We start from the raw sequence: 17,199 nt of genomic DNA on the forward strand, positions 1-17,199 counted from the left end.
GGAGACGCCGACGACGGTGGCCACGGCGAAGGAGCGCCCGGACGCGTGCCAGGCGGTGAGCTGCGCGGCGATGTCCTGCATGGGTGGGTGCTCCTTAGCACGAGGGTAACGGGGGAACGGGGTCGGCCGCCGTGCGGGAGCGGGGCTCCCGCACGGCGGCCGGGCGGTCAGTGCACGCCGAGCCACGCCTTGACGGGGTCGAGGGCGAAGTAGACGACGAAGACCGCGGTGAGGATCCACATCAGCGGGCCGGGCTCGCGCCACTTGCCGGTGCCGGCCTTGATCACGGTGTAGGCGATGACGCCCGCGGCGACACCGGCGGTGATGCTGTAGGTGAACGGCATCAGGACGCAGGTGAGGAAGGCCGGGATGGCGACCTCGCGGTCGGACCAGTCGATGTGCCGGGCCTGGCTCATCATCATCGAGCCGATGACGACCAGGGCCGCGGCGGCGACCTCGACCGGGACGATGCCGGCGATCGGCGAGAAGAACAGCATCGCGGCGAAGAACAGGCCGGTCACGGTGGAGGCGAGGCCCGTCCGGGCGCCGTCGCCGACGCCGGTGGCGGACTCCACGAAGACGGTCTGGCCGGAGGCGCCGACCACACCGCCGACCGCGCCGCCGGCACCGTCGATGAACAGCGCCTTGGACAGGCCGGGCATCCGGCCCTTCTTGTCGGCGAGCCCGGCCTCGGTGCCGACGCCGATGATGGTGGCCATCGCGTCGAAGAAGCCGGCCAGCACCAGGGTGAAGACGGCGACCGAGGCGCTGATCGCGCCCATGCCCTTGCCGGTGAAGGCGCCGAAGAGGTCGACGTGGCCGAACAGGCTGAAGTCCGGGGCGGCGACCGGGCTGCCGGGCCACACCGGGGCGGAGTTGGCCCAGGTCTTGGCGGGCAGGTCGGCGACCGCGTTGACGATCATGGCGAGGACGGTGCCGCCGGCGATGCCGATCAGGATGGCGCCGCGGACGTTGCGGGCCAGCAGCACGAAGATCGTCAGCAGGGTGAGCGCGAAGATCAGCACGGGCCAGCCGGCCAGCTCGCCGAAGGGGCCGAGCGAGAGCGGGGTGGGGCCGCCGGTGTGCACGAAGCCGGCCTTGTAGAGGCCGATGATGGCGACGAACAGGCCGATGCCGATGGTGATGGCGTGCTTGAGCGGCAGCGGAATGCCGTTCATGATCTTCTCGCGGAGTCCGGAGACCACCAGCAGGACGATCAGCAGGCCGTAGATCACGCACAGGCCGAAGGCCTGCGGCCAGGTGGTGTGCGGCACGACGAGTGCGGAGATGGCGCCGGAGACGCTGAGTCCGGCGGCGAGGGCCAGGGGCACGTTGCCGACCACGCCCATGAGGATCGTGGTCACCGCGGCGGCGAGCGCGGTCGCGGTCGTCAGTGCGGAGTGGTCGAGCTTGACGCCGTTGACGTCCGCCCCGCTCAGGATGATCGGGTTGAGCAGGACGATGTAGGCCATCGCCATGAAGGTGGTGACGCCGCCCCGGAGCTCGGTCGCGAGGGTGGAACCCCGCGCCGAGATCTTGAAGTACGCGTCCAGCGGGTTCTTCGGGGTGACGACCGGCGGCGTGAGGGCGTCGTCGGTGGCAGGTCTGTCTTCAGTGGTACCGGGCTCTGTGGGGATCCGGGTCATGTCCACTCCCAAGGTTCAAAGGGGGTTGGGGTGGGCGAGCCGACCTGAATGCCAGGCTGTGGGAGGTAGGCACAGGGGGACTGTTCGACTCACGGAGGTACGCGGGGGTCCGCGTACCGGATGGGGTGGTGCGTGCCGCTGCCGGGCCCCGGCGTGGGTGGGGAAGCGGGTGGAGCACATCCGGTGTGTGGAGTTGTGGTGCGCCCCCGGGGCGGCGGGGAAGACGTGTCGCCGCCCCGGGGAGGTCCTGCGCGGTGTGGCTAGAGCGTCCCGGTGAGGTGCTCCGGCCGGACCGGCACCCGGTTGAGGGCGAGGCCGGTGGCGTTGCGGATCGCCGCGACGATCGAGGGGGTGGCCGACACGGTGGGGGCCTCGCCGACGCCGCGCAGTCCGTACGGGGCGTGCGGGTCGGGGAGCTCCAGCATGTCCACCGGGATCGGCGGGGTGTCCAGGATGGTGGGGATCAGGTAGTCGGTGAAGGAGGCGTTGCGCACCTTGCCGTCCTTGACGACGATCTCCTCCATCACGGCGAGGCCGAGCGCCTGGGTGCAGCCGCCCTGGATCTGGCCGATCACCGAGAGCGGGTTCAGCGCCTTGCCGACGTCCTGGGCCGCGGTCAGCTCGACCACCTTGACCAGGCCGAGCTCCACGTCCACGTCGACCACCGCGCGGTTGGCGCAGAAGGTGTACTGGACGTGGCCGAAGCCCTGGCCGGTCTCCTTGTCGAACGGCACGGTCGGCCGGTGGTGGTGTTCGCGGGTCAGGTCGATCGCCTCGTCGCCGAGCAGGTCGACCATGGGGACGAGCACGCCGCCGGTCTCCGAGACGACCTTGCCGCCGACCAGGGTGATGTCCTTGTGCTCCCAGCCGTAGCGGCGCCGGCCCTTCTCGATCAGCGCCTGCTTGACCGCCTCGGCGGCCAGCTTCACCGCACCGCCGGTCATGTAGGTCTGGCGGGAGGCGGAGGTGGAGCCGGCCGAGCCGACCTCGGTGTTGGCCGGGTGGATGGTGACCTGCTCGACGCCGAGCTCGGTGCGGGCGATCTGGGCGTGCACGGTGACGCCGCCCTGGCCGACCTCGGCCATCGCGGTGTGCACCATGGCGACCGGCTCGCCGCCGATGACCTCCAGGCGGACCCGGGCGGTGGAGTAGTCGTCGAAGCCCTCGGAGAAGCCGACGTTCTTGATGCCGACCGAGTAGCCGATGCCGCGGACGATGCCCTCGCCGTGCGAGGTGTTGGACAGTGCACCGGGCAGGGTGCGCACGTCCAGGTTCTCCAGGTCCAGCGGCGGCGGCAGCGGCATGTCCTTGACCCGCTGCAGCAGCTCGGCGACGGGGGCGGGCGCGTCGATCTCCTGGCCGGTCGGCATGAAGTCGCCCTGGGTGACGGCGTTGATCTGGCGCAGCTCCACCGGGTCCATGCCCAGCTCGGCGGCCAGCTTGTCCATCTGCGACTCGTAGCCGAAGCAGGCCTGCACCGCGCCGAAGCCGCGCATCGCGCCGCAGCTCGGGTTGTTGGAGTAGAGGGCGATCGCCTCCATCCGCACGTTCGGGATGACGTACGGGCCGTGGCCGAGCGAGGCGGCGTTGCCGACCACCGCGGGGGAGGCCGAGGCGTACGCGCCGCCGTCCAGCACGATCCGGCAGTCGGCGAAGACCAGCTTGCCGTCCCGGGTGGCGCCGTGCTCGTAGGTCATCTTCGCCGGGTGGCGGTGCACGTGGCCGAAGAAGGACTCGTCGCGGGAGTACACGATCTTGACGGGCTTGCCGGTGTGCAGGGCCAGCAGGCAGGCGTGGATCTGCATCGACAGGTCCTCGCGGCCGCCGAAGGCACCGCCGACGCCGGCCAGCGTGAGCCGGACCTTCTCCTCCGGCAGGGCCAGCACCGGCGCCATCTGCTGGCGGTCCACGTGCAGCCACTGGGTGGCGATGTACAGGTCGACGCCGCCGTCCTCGGCGGGCACCGCGAGGCCGGACTCCGGGCCGAGGAAGGCCTGGTCCTGCATGCCGACCTCGTAGGTGCCCTTGACGATGACGTCCGCCATGGCGCGGATCTCGTCGGTCACGCCGCCGCCGGAGACCAGCTTCTGGCTGTGGCAGATGTTGCCGGAGCCGTGCGACTTGTACTCGTGCGGCTCGTGCACGTAGCCGTACGTCTCCGGGTCGAGGCACTGCTCCTCGGTGGTGATCGGGGTGAGCACCTCGTACTCGACCTTGATCTTCTTCACCGCGCGGCGGGCCGTCTCCGGGTGGTCCGCCGCGACCAGGGCGATCGCCTCGCCGTGGTAGCGGACCTTGTCGATGGCGAGCGCCGGCTGGTCCTGGATCTCCAGGCCGTAGTACTTGGAGCCGGGGATGTCGTCGTGGGTCAGCACCGCGTAGACGCCGGGCACCTTGAGCGCCTCGGAGACGTCCACCGAGAGGATGTTGGCGCGGGGGTGCGGCGAGCGCAGCGCCATGCCCCACAGCATGTCCTCGTGCCACATGTCCGAGGAGTAGGCGAACTCGCCCTTGACCTTCAGGGTGCCGTCCGGGCGCAGCGGGGAGCCGCCGATGCCGTCCTTGCTCGCCTGGTGGATGTTCTGCAGGTTCTTCTGGCCCTGGATGGTGCGGGTGCCGCTCATTCGGAGACCGCCTTCGCGCAGGTGCGGGCGGAGGCGAGCCGCACCGCGTCCATGATCTTCTCGTAGCCGGTGCAGCGGCACAGGTTGCCCGACAGCGCCTCGCGGATGTCGGTGTCGCTCGGCTGCGGGTCCTGGGCCAGCAGCGCGTCGGTCTGCACCAGCAGACCGGGGGTGCAGAAGCCGCACTGCACGGCGCCCGCGTCGACGAAGGCCTGCTGGACGAGGCCCAGCTCGCCGCCCTCCTCGGTCAGGCCCTCGACGGTGCGGACCTCGCGGTCCTGCACCTGGCCGGCCGCGACCAGACAGGAACAGACCGGCACGCCGTCCAGGTAGACGGTGCAGGAGCCGCACTCGCCCTGCTCGCACGCGTTCTTCGAACCCGGCAGGCCGACCCGCTCGCGCAGCACGTACAGGAGGCTCTCGCCCTCCCAGACGTCGTCGGCCTCGACGGGCTTGCCGTTGGCGGTGAACGTGACCCTCATGCCGCGCTCCTGATCTGCTTGCTGTAGTCGTTCCAGGTCCAGGTCAGCGTGCGGCGGGCCATCACGGCCAGCGCGTGCTTCCGGTAGTCCGCGGTGCCGCGGACGTCGTCGATCGGGGACGCGGCGGCGCGGACCAGCTCGCCGAACCGCTGGATCACCTCGGCGCCCAGCAGGTCGCCCGACTCCCACAGGCCGCGCTCGGCGAGCACGCCCTGCAGGTACTCCTCGGCCTCCACCGCGCGGCGCGGGGTGGGGGCGGCCGAGCCGATGCCGGTGCCGACCGTGCGGCTCTTCGGGTGCAGCGCGAAACCGAACGCGCAGACCGCGATCACCATCGCGTTGCGGGTGCCGATCTTGGAGAACTGCTGAGGGCCGTCCGCCACCGGGATGTGCACGGCGCGGATCAGCTCGTCGGCCTCCAGGCTGTTGCGCTTGACGCCGGTGTAGAAGTCGTCGATCGGGATCAGCCGGGTGCCGCGCACCGAGGCCGCCTCCACGAAGACGTCCCGGCCGGCCGCCAGCAGTGCGGGGTGCGAGTCGCCGGCGGGCGAGGCGGCACCGAGGTTGCCGCCCACGGAGCCCCGGTTGCGGATCTGCGGCGAGCCGACGGTGTGCGCCGCCAGCGCGAGGCCGGGCAGCGGTCCGGACAGCTCGTCGATGATCCGGCTGTACGGAACCGCGGCGCCCAGTCTCACGGTGTCGCCGTCGATCGACCAGGTGGCGAGGTCGCCGATGCGGTTCAGGTCGAGAATCGCGGATGGCCGGTGCACGTCGAAGTTCATCTCGACCATGACGTCCGTGCCCCCGGAGATGGGCAGCGCGGTCGGGTACTCAGCCTTCGCCGCGAGCGCCTCGTCCCACGTAGCGGGCCGAAGGAACTCCATGCGGGTGTCTCCTCAAGTCGTCGCCAACCGGACAGTGGGCACAGTGCCCCGAACTCGGTGTTCGGACCTTGCTACCGCTTCGTTGCCTCGGCGTTGAGCTCCGGTCACCGGGTTGTTCCGGTGGCGTGTGGCCAGTGAACCGCTGTGACGGGGCCCACTGGCAGTCACCGATGGCATGAAGCCCGCGCGCCGGTCCCGCCCGGCATCCTGTACGTTCCTCTAAGGCTGACAATTGCCCAGTCCAGCGGTTTCCCTACCGCCACCTACGACCGTAATCCGGCCGTGACGGAGAGGCGACGGGCCCGTGACCGGCCGGCCGCGCGGGACGTTCCGCCGAGGGCCGCGGACCTGGTGCACACTGTGAGGCCCCACATCCACCCGACCCCCACCCTCCAGCACGAAGGAGTCTGCGGATGCGTGTCCGCGACCTGCTCGCCCCCGGCGCCCCGCGGCTTCGGCTGCTCGCCGCCGAGGAAGAGCTCGACCGGCAGGTCAGCGGTGTGATGACCACCGACCTCCAGGACCCGGGCCGCTACCTGCACGGCGGCGAACTGGTGCTCACCGGCATGCTCTGGCGCACCGGCCCGGACGACTCCGAGCGGTTCGTCCGCACCATCGCGGCCGGCGGGGCGGTCGCCCTGGCCGCCGGCGAGGCCGAGGTCGGACCCGTCCCCGAGGACCTGGTCGAGGCCTGCCGCCGGCACCGGATGCCGCTGCTCGTGGTGCCCGACGACGTCGCCTTCGGCGCCGTCGCCGAGTACATCGGCCGCCAGGTCTCCGCCGACCGGGCCGCCGACCTCGCCGCCCTGGTCGACCGGCACCGGCTGCTGGTCTCCGCGGCCGGCGGCGGCGGCCTGGACGCCGTGCTCGACCTGCTCGGCGGCGACCTCGACCTGGACTGCTGGGTGATCGCCCCCACCGGCCGGGTGGTCGCCGGACCGGCCGACCGGCTCTCCGCCGAGGACCGCGACCAGCTCGTCCGCGCCCACCTCGCCGCCCAGCGCCAGCGCCGCCGCCCCCCGCACCGCGCCCGCCTCGCGGTCGGCGCCTACTCGTTGCTGCCCGCCCCCGCCGACCCCGGCGCCGAGGCCCCGCTCGCCGACTGGCTGCTCGTGGTCGCCGGCGACGTCACCGAGTGGACGGCCAAGCGCCAGCAGCTCGCCGAGAACCTCGCCCGGCTGGTCGCCGCCGAGCGCACCCGCCGCGACGAGGGCCGCCGGCTGCGCCGCCGGATCGCCGACGAGGTGCTCACCCTGCTCCGCCAGGACGCCGACCCGCTGGAGATCTCCCGCGCGCTGCAGGCCTCCGCCACGATGGCCGCCAAGTACGAGGGCGGCCGCCCCGAGACGGCCGACTCCTGGCTGATCCTCTCGGCCGAGGGCACCGGCCTGCCCGAGGGCACCGTCCGCGCCGTCCTGGAGGAGGCGCTCACCGACTCCACCGACCGGGCGCTGGTCGCCGGCGCCGGCAGCGGCGCCGTCGTGGTGCTGCCCGCCCCCGGCACCGCCGTCCCCGCGGACGCGCTGCGCGAACTGCTCGCCCCGCTGGAGGCCGGCCTCGGCTCCGAGGGCCGGATCACCGTCGGCGTCTCCGCCCCGGCCAGCGAGGCCGACGGCCTGCGCGGCGCCCTGGAGGAGGCCCGGCACGCCCGCCGGATCGCCGCCGCCCGGGTCGGCCGGGTCTGCGTGGCCGGACCGGAGGAGCTCGCCTCGCACGTGCTGCTGCTCGCCGCCGTGCCGGACGAGGTCCGCCGCGCCTTCCGCAGCCGTCTGCTCGACAAGGTCATCGCCTACGACCTGGAGCACCAGGCGGACCTGGTGCGCACCCTGGAGGCCTTCCTGCGCTCCGACGGCTCCTGGACGCGCTGCGCGGCCCAGCTGCACGTGCACGTCAACACGTTGCGCTACCGGATCGGCCGGATCGAGGAGCTGACCGGCCGTGACCTCTCCCGGCTGGAGGACCGGGTGGACTTCTACCTGGCGCTGGAACTCGCCTGACGGACCGTTGCCGGCCGCTTCCGGCCGCTGCCCCGGAACGCCGACGGGCCGCCCGCTCCCGGGAGGGAGGGGCGGCCCGTCGTGTGTCGCCGCGTCAGCGGGCGGAGCGTCAGTGCTGGACGGGGATGATGCCGGTCAGCCAGGTGAAGGCCTTCGGCAGCAGCGGCTTCCACACGTCCACCGCGTGCGGGCCGGTGGTCTCCACCACGGTCACGTTGGTCGGCGCCTTCGCCGCCTGCTGGAGGGCCAGACCGCCCTCGTAGCCGTCGCCCTTGTTGCCGCTGACGTACAGCGAGGTCTTCGGCGGCTGGGCGGCCTTGCGGAGGATGTTCAGCGGGTTGGAGGCCTCGCGCAGCTGCGGGTTCTTGGCGGTCAGCGAGCCCGACTCGGAGGCCGGGTCGTTGTAGCCGGAGAGGCTGATCCCGGCCCGGTAGCGGTCCGGGTGCTCCAGGGCGAGCTTGGCGGCGCAGTGGCCGCCGGCCGAGTAGCCGGCCACCGCCCAGCGGTCCGACGAGGTGTCGGCGCGGAAGTTGTCGAGCACCATCTTCGGCACGTCCCGGGCGAGCCAGGTGTCGGCGTTCACCTTGCCGGGCACGTCGGCGCAGCCGGTGTCGGTGTTGCGGCCGAGCAGCAGGGTGCGCGGCGACACCAGGATGAAGGGCGCGACCTTGCCCTCCTTCATCAGCGGCTTCAGCTGCTCGGACACCTTGAGGGTGCCGTACCAGGTGCTGGAGGAGCCGGGGAAACCGGGGATCAGCTCCACCACCGGGAAGGTCTTGTCCTTGTACGCCGGCTCGTGGTACTGCGGCGGCAGCCAGACCAGCACCTCACCGTCCACGCCGGACAGCCGGCCCTTGAGGTCGGTGCGCTGGACGTCCTTGGGCACCATCGGGTCGTCCACGCCCTTGAACTGCTGCAGCACCTTGGGCTCCGACTTGGCGTCCTGCGCGGGGCCGTCGGCCTGCACCTGCGGCACGGAGCGGACGTGGTTGCCGGTGCCCAGCAGGTCGTCCCAGTTGCCGTAGATCAGGTTGGCGTTGTTGACCATGACGAACACCATGGTGACCGCCGTCACCTGGCAGGCCAGGATCATCACCAGTCTGGAGAGCACCTGGACCGGCTTCGGCCCGCGCACCCTGCCCCAGAGCAGCAGCGCCGCCGCGATGGAGAGCGGCACGAGCACGATCGTGACGATCAGGAAGGGTGTTCCGGTCAGTTGCATTCAGGTTCTCGTATCCGGGTCGCTGGCAGCCCGGGCCCCCGCTCGCCCGTGCACGTTCCGATGTGATCAGACAGATGGAAACCGCGGTTCGGTTCCGCCCCAAACTGCGCAGAACCTGAGAGGAACATCACGTTTCCTTGTGAATCCCCCGTGCGGCCCAGCCAAGTTTGCCAGCCCCCTGACCGAATCCCTCGAACGGGGCAGCACCTGCGGTCATTCGGATGAGGATTCGCTGGCAGTCGCGGCCGTGCCCGGACCGGACCCCGCAGCCGCGGTCGGACGCGGGAGGATGGCGGAGAGAGCGCCGGCGCCCCCGCCGCCCGACCCGAAGGAGCCACCGCCCCCGTGACCAGCCCGCACAGCGCCCAGCGGCCGGCCGTCCTGCCCACCCTGTTCGGCCTCGGGCCGCGCAGCGCCGACCGCCGCCGGCGCGCCCTGCCGCCCGGCGTCCTGCGGCTGCCCACCGTCGGCGTGGACATCGGCGGCACCAAGGTGGTGGCGGGCGTGGTCGACGGCGAGGGCCGAGTGCTGGACCGCGTCCGCACCGAGACCCCGCACAAGAGCAAGAGCCCCGCGGTCGTCGAGGACGTCATCGTCGACCTGGTGCTGCAACTCGCCGACAAGCACGACGTGCACGCCGTCGGCGTCGGCGCGGCCGGCTGGGTGGACGCCGACCGCTCCAAGGTGCTCTTCGCCCCCCACCTCAACTGGCGCAACGAGCCGCTGCAGGAGGCGCTCAGCGAGCGGCTGCGCTTCCCTGTCGTGGTGGAGAACGACGCCAACGCGGCCGCCTGGGCCGAGTGGCGGTTCGGCGCCGGCCGCGGCGAGGACCACATGGTGATGATCACCCTGGGCACCGGCATCGGCGGCGCGGTCGTCCGGGACGGCTTCGTCGACCGCGGCAAGTACGGCCTGGCGGGCGAGTTCGGCCACATGCAGGTGGTGCCCGGCGGGCACCGCTGCCCGTGCGGCAACCGCGGCTGCTGGGAGCAGTACTCCTCCGGCAACGCGCTGGTCCGCGAGGCGCGGGGGCTCGTCGCCGAGGAGTCGCCCGTCGTCCAGCCGCTGCTCGCCCGGGCCGGCGGCACCGCCGAGGGCATCACCGGCCCGCTGGTCACCGAGGCCGCCCGGGAGGGCGACGCCGTCGCCGTGGAACTCCTCTACGAGGTCGGCCACTGGCTGGGCGTGGGCATCGCCAACCTGGCCGCCGCCCTGGACCCCGGACGGTTCGTCATCGGCGGCGGCGTCTCCGAGGCCGGCGACCTGCTGCTCGGCCCGGCCCAGGACGCCTTCAAACGCACCCTGACCGGCCGCGGGTTCCGGCCCGAGGCCGGCATCGTGCACGCCGCCCTCGGCAACGAGGCCGGCCTCGTCGGCGCCGCCGACCTGGCCCGCCAGGTAGCCCGCCGCTTCCGCACCGTCAAACGGCGGAAGCGGTTCTCCTGACGGAGGAAGGGCACGACCCGGGGCGCGGGCACCTGCGGAGGGCACCACCAGGGGCGCGGGGAACTGCGCAGTCCGGGATCGGGCATCGCGACGGTTTCGGGCCGGGCCCTGGTTTGTACGGCGAAGTTCCCCATGCCCCTGGGGTGCTGCCCCTACAGGTTCCCCCTACTTCAAGGGCACCGAGACCCAGGACGGGTCGTCGGCCGGGGAGCCGAAGGTGAGGGTGGCGAGGGGCGGGTTGTGGGTGATGTAGAGCGGGTCGACGCCGTCCACGACCAGGGCGAGGCGGTGGCCGGCCGGGACGTCGTAGGCGGTGGCCTGCATCCGGACGTCGGCGGTGAACCGCTCGCCGGGGGTGCGGCCGAGGAAGGTGTACGGCGCGTGGGCGACCAGGCGGCCGGTGCCGAGGGCGTCCACGTCGTACAGGTAGGCGACCAGGCTGCCCTGCCCGGCCGAGGGGGTCACCCCGAGGTGCAGCCGCACCGACCCGCGGACCCGCTGCGCGGAGCCGTACGCCTCGGACTGCCAGACGGCCGCGACCGGCCGGGGGAGCAGCGGCACCGAGACCGTGGGCGGCACCTTGAGGAACTGTTCGGCCAGGTTGGACAGGAAGATCACCCCGCCGTCCGCACCGGAGTCGAGGGCGGTGGAGATCGGCGTGGTCCAGCCGGTGCGGGCGGGGCCGGCGGAGAGCGGGCCGGTGCCGAGCCAGTCGCGGCCGCCGAGGTTCAGCGTCCTGGTGGAGCCGGTGACGGACCGCCAGTCGGGGTAGTCCTCGTAGCCGTCCTGGAGTTGGGGCCTGATGTGGACGGGCGGCTGCCGGTCGATGCCGTTGTCGACGCCCTTGAGGTGGTGGTCGAGCCAGGCCCGGGTGTCCGTCCAGACGTCGTTGGGCAGGCCGGCCAGGCCGGTGGCCTCGGCGGTGGCGTGGTCGCCGGGCCGCAGTTCGAGGCGCTTGGGCCCGGTGAGCCGCTCGTAGAAGTCGGTGAGCTGGTTCGGCGGGAAGATCGAGTCGCCCCAGGCGTTGGCGAGCATCACGGCGGTGCCGTTGCCGTTGAGCCGGTCGACGTAGGTGGCGGCGGAGCGCTGCGCGGCCCAGGCGCGGATCGCCGGCTCGTTCTCCCAGTCGCTGCCGAAGTAGCGGGTGAGGGTGGTCCGCAGTTCGTCGCCCGGGCGGCCGGTGAGGTACCCGGCGACGGCGAGCAGCCCGGCGGACTGCAGGTGCTGGGTCTCGTCGCTGAACAGCGAGTCGGCGAGGTCGGCCCAGCCGCTGAGGGCGGCGACGGTGCGGATCCGGGGGTCGAAGGCGGCACCGAGCAGGCTGATCCCGGCGCCGTAGGAGATGCCGGCCGTGCCGATCCGCTGCGGGTCGGCGGTGGTGTGGGCGAGCGCCCAGTCGACGACCCGGGAGACGTCGGCGACGTCGGGCGGCCCGGCCACCTCGATCTCGCCGCCGGAGCCCCAGAAGCCGCGCGGGGTGTAGGAGACGACGACGTACCCCTGGGCGGCGAAGGCGCGCGCCTGGGCGAGGTACTCGAGGTCGTTGAGGCTCCAACTGGACGGCAGGACGAGCAGCGGGTGGTGGTCGGCGCCGTCGCCGGGCTCGTAGACGTTGCCCTTGAGGACGGTGCCGCCCTCGCCGGGGATGTCGGTGAAGCGGAGCACCGGTGAGGCGCTCGCTGCGGCGAGGGCGGGGGAGGCGAGCGGCGCGAGGCCGATCGGGGCGGCGGTCAGCAGGGCGGTGGCCAGCGCGAGGGCGGCGGCTCTCCGGCGTGCGCGTGCAGGCAGTGCAGGCATGGGGGCACTCCAAGGGACCGGTCTGCGGGGTGGGGGTGGGGGTGCAGGACCGAGCTGGTTCACCGGACGGTAGCTTGTTGGACGTGATGTCAGTAACGGGTCGGACGGTATCGGAGCGATAACGAAACTACTGACGGGTAGTGGCCTGAGGCGCTGTTGTCCTGTCCACCGCACCTGTGGCAGAACGGATAGCTGACGCTGCCTCAGGAGGCCCGCATGAGAGCTCTGGCCCGAATCGCCCCGCCGATCGCCCTCGCCGGCTGCCTGGTCCTCGGCGCCGTCGCCCCCGCCGGGGCGGCCCCCGCGCAGGCCCCGCCGAAGGCGCCGGAGGCCGTCGGCCGGGGCGGCGCCGTCGCCAGCGTCGACGCCGACGCCACCGCCGCCGGCATCGAGGTGCTGCGCCGCGGCGGCAACGCGGTGGACGCCGCGGTCGCCACCGCCGCCGCCCTCGGCGTGACCGAGCCCTACTCGGCCGGCATCGGCGGCGGCGGCGGCTCCCTCGTCTACGACGCCCGCACCGGCCGGGTCTCCACCCTGGACGGCCGGGAGACCGCCTCCCGCACCGCCGACACCTCGCTCTTCCTGGACACCGACGGCAAACCGCTGCCGTTCGCCGACGCCGTCACCAGCGGCCTGTCGGTCGGCGTCCCCGGCACCGCCGCCACCTGGGAGAAGGCCCTGAAGCTGTGGGGCACCCGCCCGCTCGCCGAGGTGCTGCGCCCGGCCGAGCGGATCGCCGACCGCGGCTTCACCGTCGACCAGACCTTCCGCGACCAGACCGCCGCCAACGAGGCCCGGTTCCGCGACTTCCCGGCCACCCGGGCGCTCTTCCTGCCCGGCGGCGCGCTCCCGGTGGTCGGCTCGACGCTCCGCAACCCCGACCTCGCCGCCACCTACCGCCAGCTCGGCCGGGACGGCACCGCGGCGCTCTACCGCGGCCCGATCGGCGCCGACGTGGTGAACACGCTGCAGCACCCGCCGGTCGACCCGGCCTCCGGCCGCACCGCCCGCCCCGGCAAGGTCGACCGCACCGACCTCGCCGCCTACCGGGTGCTGGAGCAGAAGCCGACCAGGGTGGCCTACCGCGGCACCGAGGTGTACTCCATCGCCCCGTCCTCCAGCGGCGGCACCACCGTCGGCGAGGCGCTCGGCATCCTGTCCCACTCGGACCTGGCCCACCTGGACGCCACCCAGTACTACCACCGCTTCCTGGAGGCGTCCCGGATCGCCTTCGCCGACCGCAACCGCTGGGTCGGCGACCCCGCCGCGCAGCCCGTCCCCACCGACCGGCTGCTCTCGCCGGCCTTCGCCGCCGCCCGGGCCTGCCTGCTCGACCCGGGCCGGGCGCTGACCAGCCCGCTCGCCCCCGGCGACCCGTACCACCCGGCCGCCTGCGGCTCCGCGGGACCCGCCGCCACCGAGGCGTACGAGGGCCCGAGCACCACCCACCTGACCGTCGCCGACCGGTGGGGCAACGTCGTCTCCTACACCCTCACCATCGAGCAGACCGGCGGCAGCGGGATCACCGTGCCCGGCCGGGGCTTCCTGCTCAACAACGAGCTGACCGACTTCTCCTTCACCCCGGTCGCCCCGGGCGTGCCCGACCCCAACCTGCCCGGGCCCGGCAAGCGGCCGCGCTCCTCGATCTCGCCGACGATCGTGCTGCGCGACGGGCGGCCGCTGTTCGCCGCGGGTTCGCCCGGCGGGGCCACCATCATCACGACCGTGCTGCAGGTGCTGCTCGGCCGGATCGACCGCGGGCTGACCCTGGAACAGGCGATCGCCGCCCCGCGGGCCAGCCAGCGCAACGCCGCCACCACCGCCGCCGAGGCGGGCTTCCTGGCCCTGCCGGAGCGGGCCGGCCTGGAGGCGCTCGGCCAGGTGCTGGCGGCCTCCCCGGAGATCGGTGCCGCGACCGGCGTGGAGCGGTTGCCGGACGGCCGCTGGCGGGCGGCCGCGGAGCCGGTGCGCCGCGGCGGCGGCTCGGCGGCGGTGGTGCGGCCCGCCCGCTGACGGCCCGGGGTTGTCGGTGCCGGGCGGTATGTTCGGGGTGGGCGTCCGTCGGGCGCCCGCCCCGTTCGCGCGCGCCGCCCGAACGGCCGTACGCACCGTGTCGACATCGAGCCCGTACCACCGGGGAGGCCGCCCGCCGTGACCGTCCGCATCGCCACCTGGAACATCAACTCCGTCACCGCACGGCTGCCCAAGCTCCTGGAGTGGCTGGAGAGCGCCGCCCCCGACGTGCTCTGCCTGCAGGAGCTCAAGTGCGCCGCGGACGCCTTCCCCCACGAGGAGGTCCGGGCGCTCGGCTACGAGACCGCCGCGCACGGCAGCGGCCGCTGGAACGGCGTCGCGGTGCTGTCCAAGCTGGGCCTGGAGGACGTCGTCCGCGGTCTGCCCGAGCAGCCCGGCTACCAGGCGGACGACGCGCTGCTGCCCGAGGTCGAGCCGCGCGCGATCGGCGCCACCTGCGGCCCCGTCCGGGTCTGGTCGGTGTACGTGCCGAACGGCCGCGAGGTCGACCACGCGCACTACCGCTACAAGCTGGCCTGGCTGGAGACGCTGCGGCAGTCCGTCCTGGAGGACGCGGCCGGCGAGCGCCCGTTCGCGGTGCTCGGCGACTTCAACATCGCCCCGAGCGACGAGGACGTCTTCGACCCGGCGGCCTTCGCCGGCCTGACCCACGTCACCGAGCCCGAGCGGGCCGCGCTCGCCGCCCTCCACGAGGCCGGCCTGCAGGACGTCGTGCCCCGCCCGCTCAAGTACGACCGCCCGTACACCTACTGGGACTACCGCCAGCTCGCCTTCCCGAAGAACCGCGGCATGCGGATCGACCTGACGCTGGCGAACAAGGCCTTCGCCGACGCCGTCACCGACAGCTACGTCGACCGCGAGGCCCGCAAGGGCAAGGGCACCTCGGACCACGCCCCGGTCGTGGTCGACCTGGAGGTCTGAGGCGGCGGTCCACCCGCGGTGACGGTGCGGACCCGAACGGTCGCGTGCGGTGGCCGCGCGGGGCGGTGCTGCCTAGCGTCGGGCATGACCGGGTGCAGCCGACCGACCACGGGGCGACCCCGCCCCCGGCCGCATCCGAGAACCTGGAGGTCCGGCATGCGCATCCCGCGTACCGCCGCCGCCGTCCTCGGCACGACCGCCCTGCTCGCCCTCGCCGCGCCGACCGCGCACGCCACGCCCGCCGTGCCCGCGAAGGGGCCCGAACCGGCCAAGGTCACTCCGGCGCAGGCCGCCCCCGGCGAGAAGGTCACCGTCAACGTGGTCTGCCCGGGCAGCACGACGAAGACCATCACCGCCAGCTCGAAGGCGTTCACCGGCGGCACCGTCACGCTGACCGCGGGCCCGAACGGCACCTACACCGGCAGCATCGCGCTGCTCTCGGCGACCGAGCTCACCCTCACCGAGCAGGTCACCGAGAAGCCCGCCTCCTGGGGCGTCGACGGCAAGTGCCCCAACGGCGACGCGTTCACCGGCACCGTCGGCGTGCTGGCCCCGCTGACCCCGGCCGGCCACGGCACCGCGGCGCCCGAGCCGCACGGCAGCGTGGCCACCGGCGTCGGCGGCTCGGTCACCGGGACGAGTCCCCGGGAGCTGGCCACCGGCGGGGCGCTGGTCGCCGCCGGCCTCGGCGGCCACTGGCTGCTGCGGCGCCGCGCCCAGCAGTCCTGATGCCGGCCGGTGCCCGCCCGCCCGGCGCCCCGTCCGATCAGGCCGGGGCGCCGAGTCGCGCCGCGTCGGCTCCGTCGGCGGCCTGCGGCTCCGCCCGGGCCTCCTCGGCCCGCAGCGCACCGCGCGCCAGCAGGTACTGCGCGGCGATGTAGGTCGCCATCACCAGCACGTTGTGGCCGGGCAGCAGCTTCCAGCCGGCCAGCCGGACGGCGATCAGGCTGTCCGACAGCAGGAAGAGGCCGCCGCCGATCCCGGTCGCGAGCCCCAGCCCGGCCGAGGAGACCGCGGTGGACGCCAGCAGCAGGCTGTACACCGCCACCGGGATCTGCAGCCCGCCGAGGTCCGGCCAGAGCTGGGAGATCATCGCCGCCCAGGCCGCCGCGTAGCCCGCGGCCACCAGCAGGGTCCGCCGCCGGTCCGTGAACGCGCCCTGCCCGGCGAACATCGTCACGTACGCGACGTGCGCCGCCGCGAAGGAGCCCATCCCGGCCAGGAAGGCGGTGTCCCCGCCCAGCTGCAGCAGCACGTCGCCCGCGCCGCTCGCCAGCAGGGCCGGCGCCAGCAGCTTGGGTGCCCGCTCCGCGGAGGCCAGGCTGTGCGCGGCCAGCAGCGGCATCAGGGCCGGCTTGGTGGCGTTCTGCAGCACGGTCGCGCCGGTGGCGATCGCCCCCAGGTGGGCCGCCGAGGTGGCGGCGAAGGCGGTGACGAGGCCGCGCGCGGCGCGCAGTCGTGCGGAGACGGTCATGCGGGGGTGCCCTCCGGGCTCTCGGCCGGTCGAAGACGATCAGGATGCCACGACGGTGAGCAGCACGAAGGCGGGTATCGACCACCGCACGACGTCGGGCAGGTTCGGCATGCGAGGACCTTAGGGGACGCCGGGCAGCGGCGGAAGGGGAGGTTACCCGCCCGTAGCGACGGTTGCCCGACCGGCCGGCGGAGGCGTGCCGTCCGGCCCCGGGCACCGTCTAGGCTGGGCTCCGACATGGAGCAGCACGAGTACGCGACCGGCGCCCGCGGGGCGGCCGGCGGCGTGGCGGACGGGCGCATGGGCGGGGCGGGGCAGCTCACGGCCCACGCGCTCACCGGCGCGTACCCGCAGGCCGAGCTGCTGGCCCGGCGCTTCGCCGACGCCGACGAGGCGGACGCGCACCGGCTGTTCACCGCCGTCTTCGGGCTCTACCCGGCCCGGCACCTCGGCGGCCGTCCCGCCGACCCGCACGGCCAGGCCGCCCGCACCAGCTGGTGGCACGGACCGACGGTCCGCCGGGCCGCCTCGGCCGCCCGGGCGCTCGGCCTGCGCCGCGCCCGCGCCGCCACACCGCCCGGACGCGTCCCGGCCCCCGCCGCCCCCGGCCGGCACCGTCGGCCCGGGCGAACAGGCCCAGGTAGGGGGCGGCGCCGCCGACCGACCGGGCCC

At 73.8% G+C, this 17,199-nt stretch carries 13 protein-coding genes; 6 read left to right on the forward strand and 7 right to left on the reverse strand.

The genetic code is table 11. The features are described 5' to 3' along the window. Positions 1 to 167: 167 nt before the first annotated feature. The 4 genes from ABD353_RS36205 to ABD353_RS36220 form a co-directional block, all read right to left on the reverse strand. Entirely contained in the window at positions 168 to 1,646 is a 1,479-nt protein-coding gene (locus ABD353_RS36205) for an NCS2 family permease (protein WP_344627965.1), read from the reverse strand. 260 nt (positions 1,647 to 1,906) lie between these two features. Then, on the reverse strand, positions 1,907 to 4,270 hold the full coding sequence (gene pucD, locus ABD353_RS36210; RefSeq protein ID WP_344627966.1) for a xanthine dehydrogenase subunit D: 2,364 nt from the start codon (positions 4,268 to 4,270) through the stop codon (positions 1,907 to 1,909). Beyond that, positions 4,267 to 4,752, reverse strand: coding sequence for a (2Fe-2S)-binding protein (locus ABD353_RS36215; protein WP_344627967.1), 486 nt, complete (start codon positions 4,750 to 4,752; stop codon positions 4,267 to 4,269). The genes pucD and ABD353_RS36215 overlap by 4 nt, the downstream gene beginning before the upstream one ends. Beyond that, positions 4,749 to 5,636, reverse strand: coding sequence for an FAD binding domain-containing protein (locus ABD353_RS36220; RefSeq protein WP_344627968.1), 888 nt, complete (start codon positions 5,634 to 5,636; stop codon positions 4,749 to 4,751). The genes ABD353_RS36215 and ABD353_RS36220 overlap by 4 nt, the downstream gene beginning before the upstream one ends. Before the next feature lie 413 nt (positions 5,637 to 6,049). On the opposite strand from ABD353_RS36220, the gene ABD353_RS36225 reads away from it, so the two are divergent. Continuing rightward, entirely contained in the window at positions 6,050 to 7,633 is a 1,584-nt protein-coding gene (locus ABD353_RS36225; RefSeq protein WP_344627969.1) for a PucR family transcriptional regulator, read from the forward strand. Positions 7,634 to 7,742: 109 nt separating this feature from the next. On the opposite strand, the gene ABD353_RS36230 is transcribed toward ABD353_RS36225, so the two are convergent. Then, the gene (locus ABD353_RS36230; RefSeq protein ID WP_344627970.1) at positions 7,743 to 8,855 is read right to left on the reverse strand and encodes an alpha/beta hydrolase; all 1,113 of its coding nucleotides are present in this window, start codon (positions 8,853 to 8,855) and stop codon (positions 7,743 to 7,745) included. Positions 8,856 to 9,200: 345 nt separating this feature from the next. Between ABD353_RS36230 and ABD353_RS36235 the strand changes: the two genes are divergently transcribed. Further along, positions 9,201 to 10,301, forward strand: coding sequence for an ROK family glucokinase (locus tag ABD353_RS36235; protein ID WP_344627971.1), 1,101 nt, complete (start codon positions 9,201 to 9,203; stop codon positions 10,299 to 10,301). A gap of 165 nt (positions 10,302 to 10,466) precedes the next feature. Here the strand turns inward: ABD353_RS36235 and ABD353_RS36240 are convergent, their stop codons facing one another. Next, positions 10,467 to 12,098, reverse strand: a complete 1,632-nt coding sequence (locus tag ABD353_RS36240) for a CocE/NonD family hydrolase (RefSeq protein WP_344627972.1) — start codon at positions 12,096 to 12,098, stop codon at positions 10,467 to 10,469. Positions 12,099 to 12,314: 216 nt separating this feature from the next. On the opposite strand from ABD353_RS36240, the gene ggt reads away from it, so the two are divergent. From ggt to ABD353_RS36255, 3 genes are all read left to right on the forward strand, one after another. Continuing rightward, positions 12,315 to 14,111, forward strand: coding sequence for a gamma-glutamyltransferase (gene ggt / locus ABD353_RS36245; protein WP_344627973.1), 1,797 nt, complete (start codon positions 12,315 to 12,317; stop codon positions 14,109 to 14,111). Positions 14,112 to 14,249: 138 nt separating this feature from the next. Then, positions 14,250 to 15,053, forward strand: coding sequence for an exodeoxyribonuclease III (locus tag ABD353_RS36250; protein ID WP_344627974.1), 804 nt, complete (start codon positions 14,250 to 14,252; stop codon positions 15,051 to 15,053). Positions 15,054 to 15,209: 156 nt separating this feature from the next. Further along, positions 15,210 to 15,782, forward strand: coding sequence for a hypothetical protein (locus tag ABD353_RS36255; protein ID WP_344627975.1), 573 nt, complete (start codon positions 15,210 to 15,212; stop codon positions 15,780 to 15,782). 37 nt (positions 15,783 to 15,819) lie between these two features. Here the strand turns inward: ABD353_RS36255 and ABD353_RS36260 are convergent, their stop codons facing one another. Continuing rightward, positions 15,820 to 16,527 (reverse strand): lysoplasmalogenase, encoded by a 708-nt coding sequence (locus ABD353_RS36260; RefSeq protein ID WP_344627976.1) that lies wholly within the window; start codon positions 16,525 to 16,527, stop codon positions 15,820 to 15,822. Between the two features lie 237 nt (positions 16,528 to 16,764). Between ABD353_RS36260 and ABD353_RS36265 the strand changes: the two genes are divergently transcribed. Beyond that, positions 16,765 to 17,199 (forward strand): DUF2397 family protein (locus tag ABD353_RS36265; RefSeq protein WP_344627977.1); only part of this gene is annotated, 435 nt, incomplete at its 3' end.

It is taken from the genome of Kitasatospora arboriphila (genome assembly GCF_039528095.1).
Taxonomy (GTDB): domain Bacteria; phylum Actinomycetota; class Actinomycetes; order Streptomycetales; family Streptomycetaceae; genus Kitasatospora; species Kitasatospora arboriphila.

Excerpts from the sequence above, each read along its gene's own strand:
- ABD353_RS36205 (WP_344627965.1), bottom strand. The coding sequence starts at position 1,646 with ATGACCCGGATCCCCACAGAGCCCGGTACCACTGAAGACAGACCTGCC.
- pucD (WP_344627966.1), bottom strand. The coding sequence starts at position 4,270 with ATGAGCGGCACCCGCACCATCCAGGGCCAGAAGAACCTGCAGAACATC.
- ABD353_RS36215 (WP_344627967.1), bottom strand. The coding sequence starts at position 4,752 with ATGAGGGTCACGTTCACCGCCAACGGCAAGCCCGTCGAGGCCGACGAC.
- ABD353_RS36220 (WP_344627968.1), bottom strand. The coding sequence starts at position 5,636 with ATGGAGTTCCTTCGGCCCGCTACGTGGGACGAGGCGCTCGCGGCGAAG.
- ABD353_RS36225 (WP_344627969.1), top strand. The coding sequence starts at position 6,050 with ATGCGTGTCCGCGACCTGCTCGCCCCCGGCGCCCCGCGGCTTCGGCTG.
- ABD353_RS36230 (WP_344627970.1), bottom strand. The coding sequence starts at position 8,855 with ATGCAACTGACCGGAACACCCTTCCTGATCGTCACGATCGTGCTCGTG.
- ABD353_RS36240 (WP_344627972.1), bottom strand. The coding sequence starts at position 12,098 with ATGCCTGCACTGCCTGCACGCGCACGCCGGAGAGCCGCCGCCCTCGCG.
- ggt (WP_344627973.1), top strand. The coding sequence starts at position 12,315 with ATGAGAGCTCTGGCCCGAATCGCCCCGCCGATCGCCCTCGCCGGCTGC.
- ABD353_RS36255 (WP_344627975.1), top strand. The coding sequence starts at position 15,210 with ATGCGCATCCCGCGTACCGCCGCCGCCGTCCTCGGCACGACCGCCCTG.
- ABD353_RS36260 (WP_344627976.1), bottom strand. The coding sequence starts at position 16,527 with ATGACCGTCTCCGCACGACTGCGCGCCGCGCGCGGCCTCGTCACCGCC.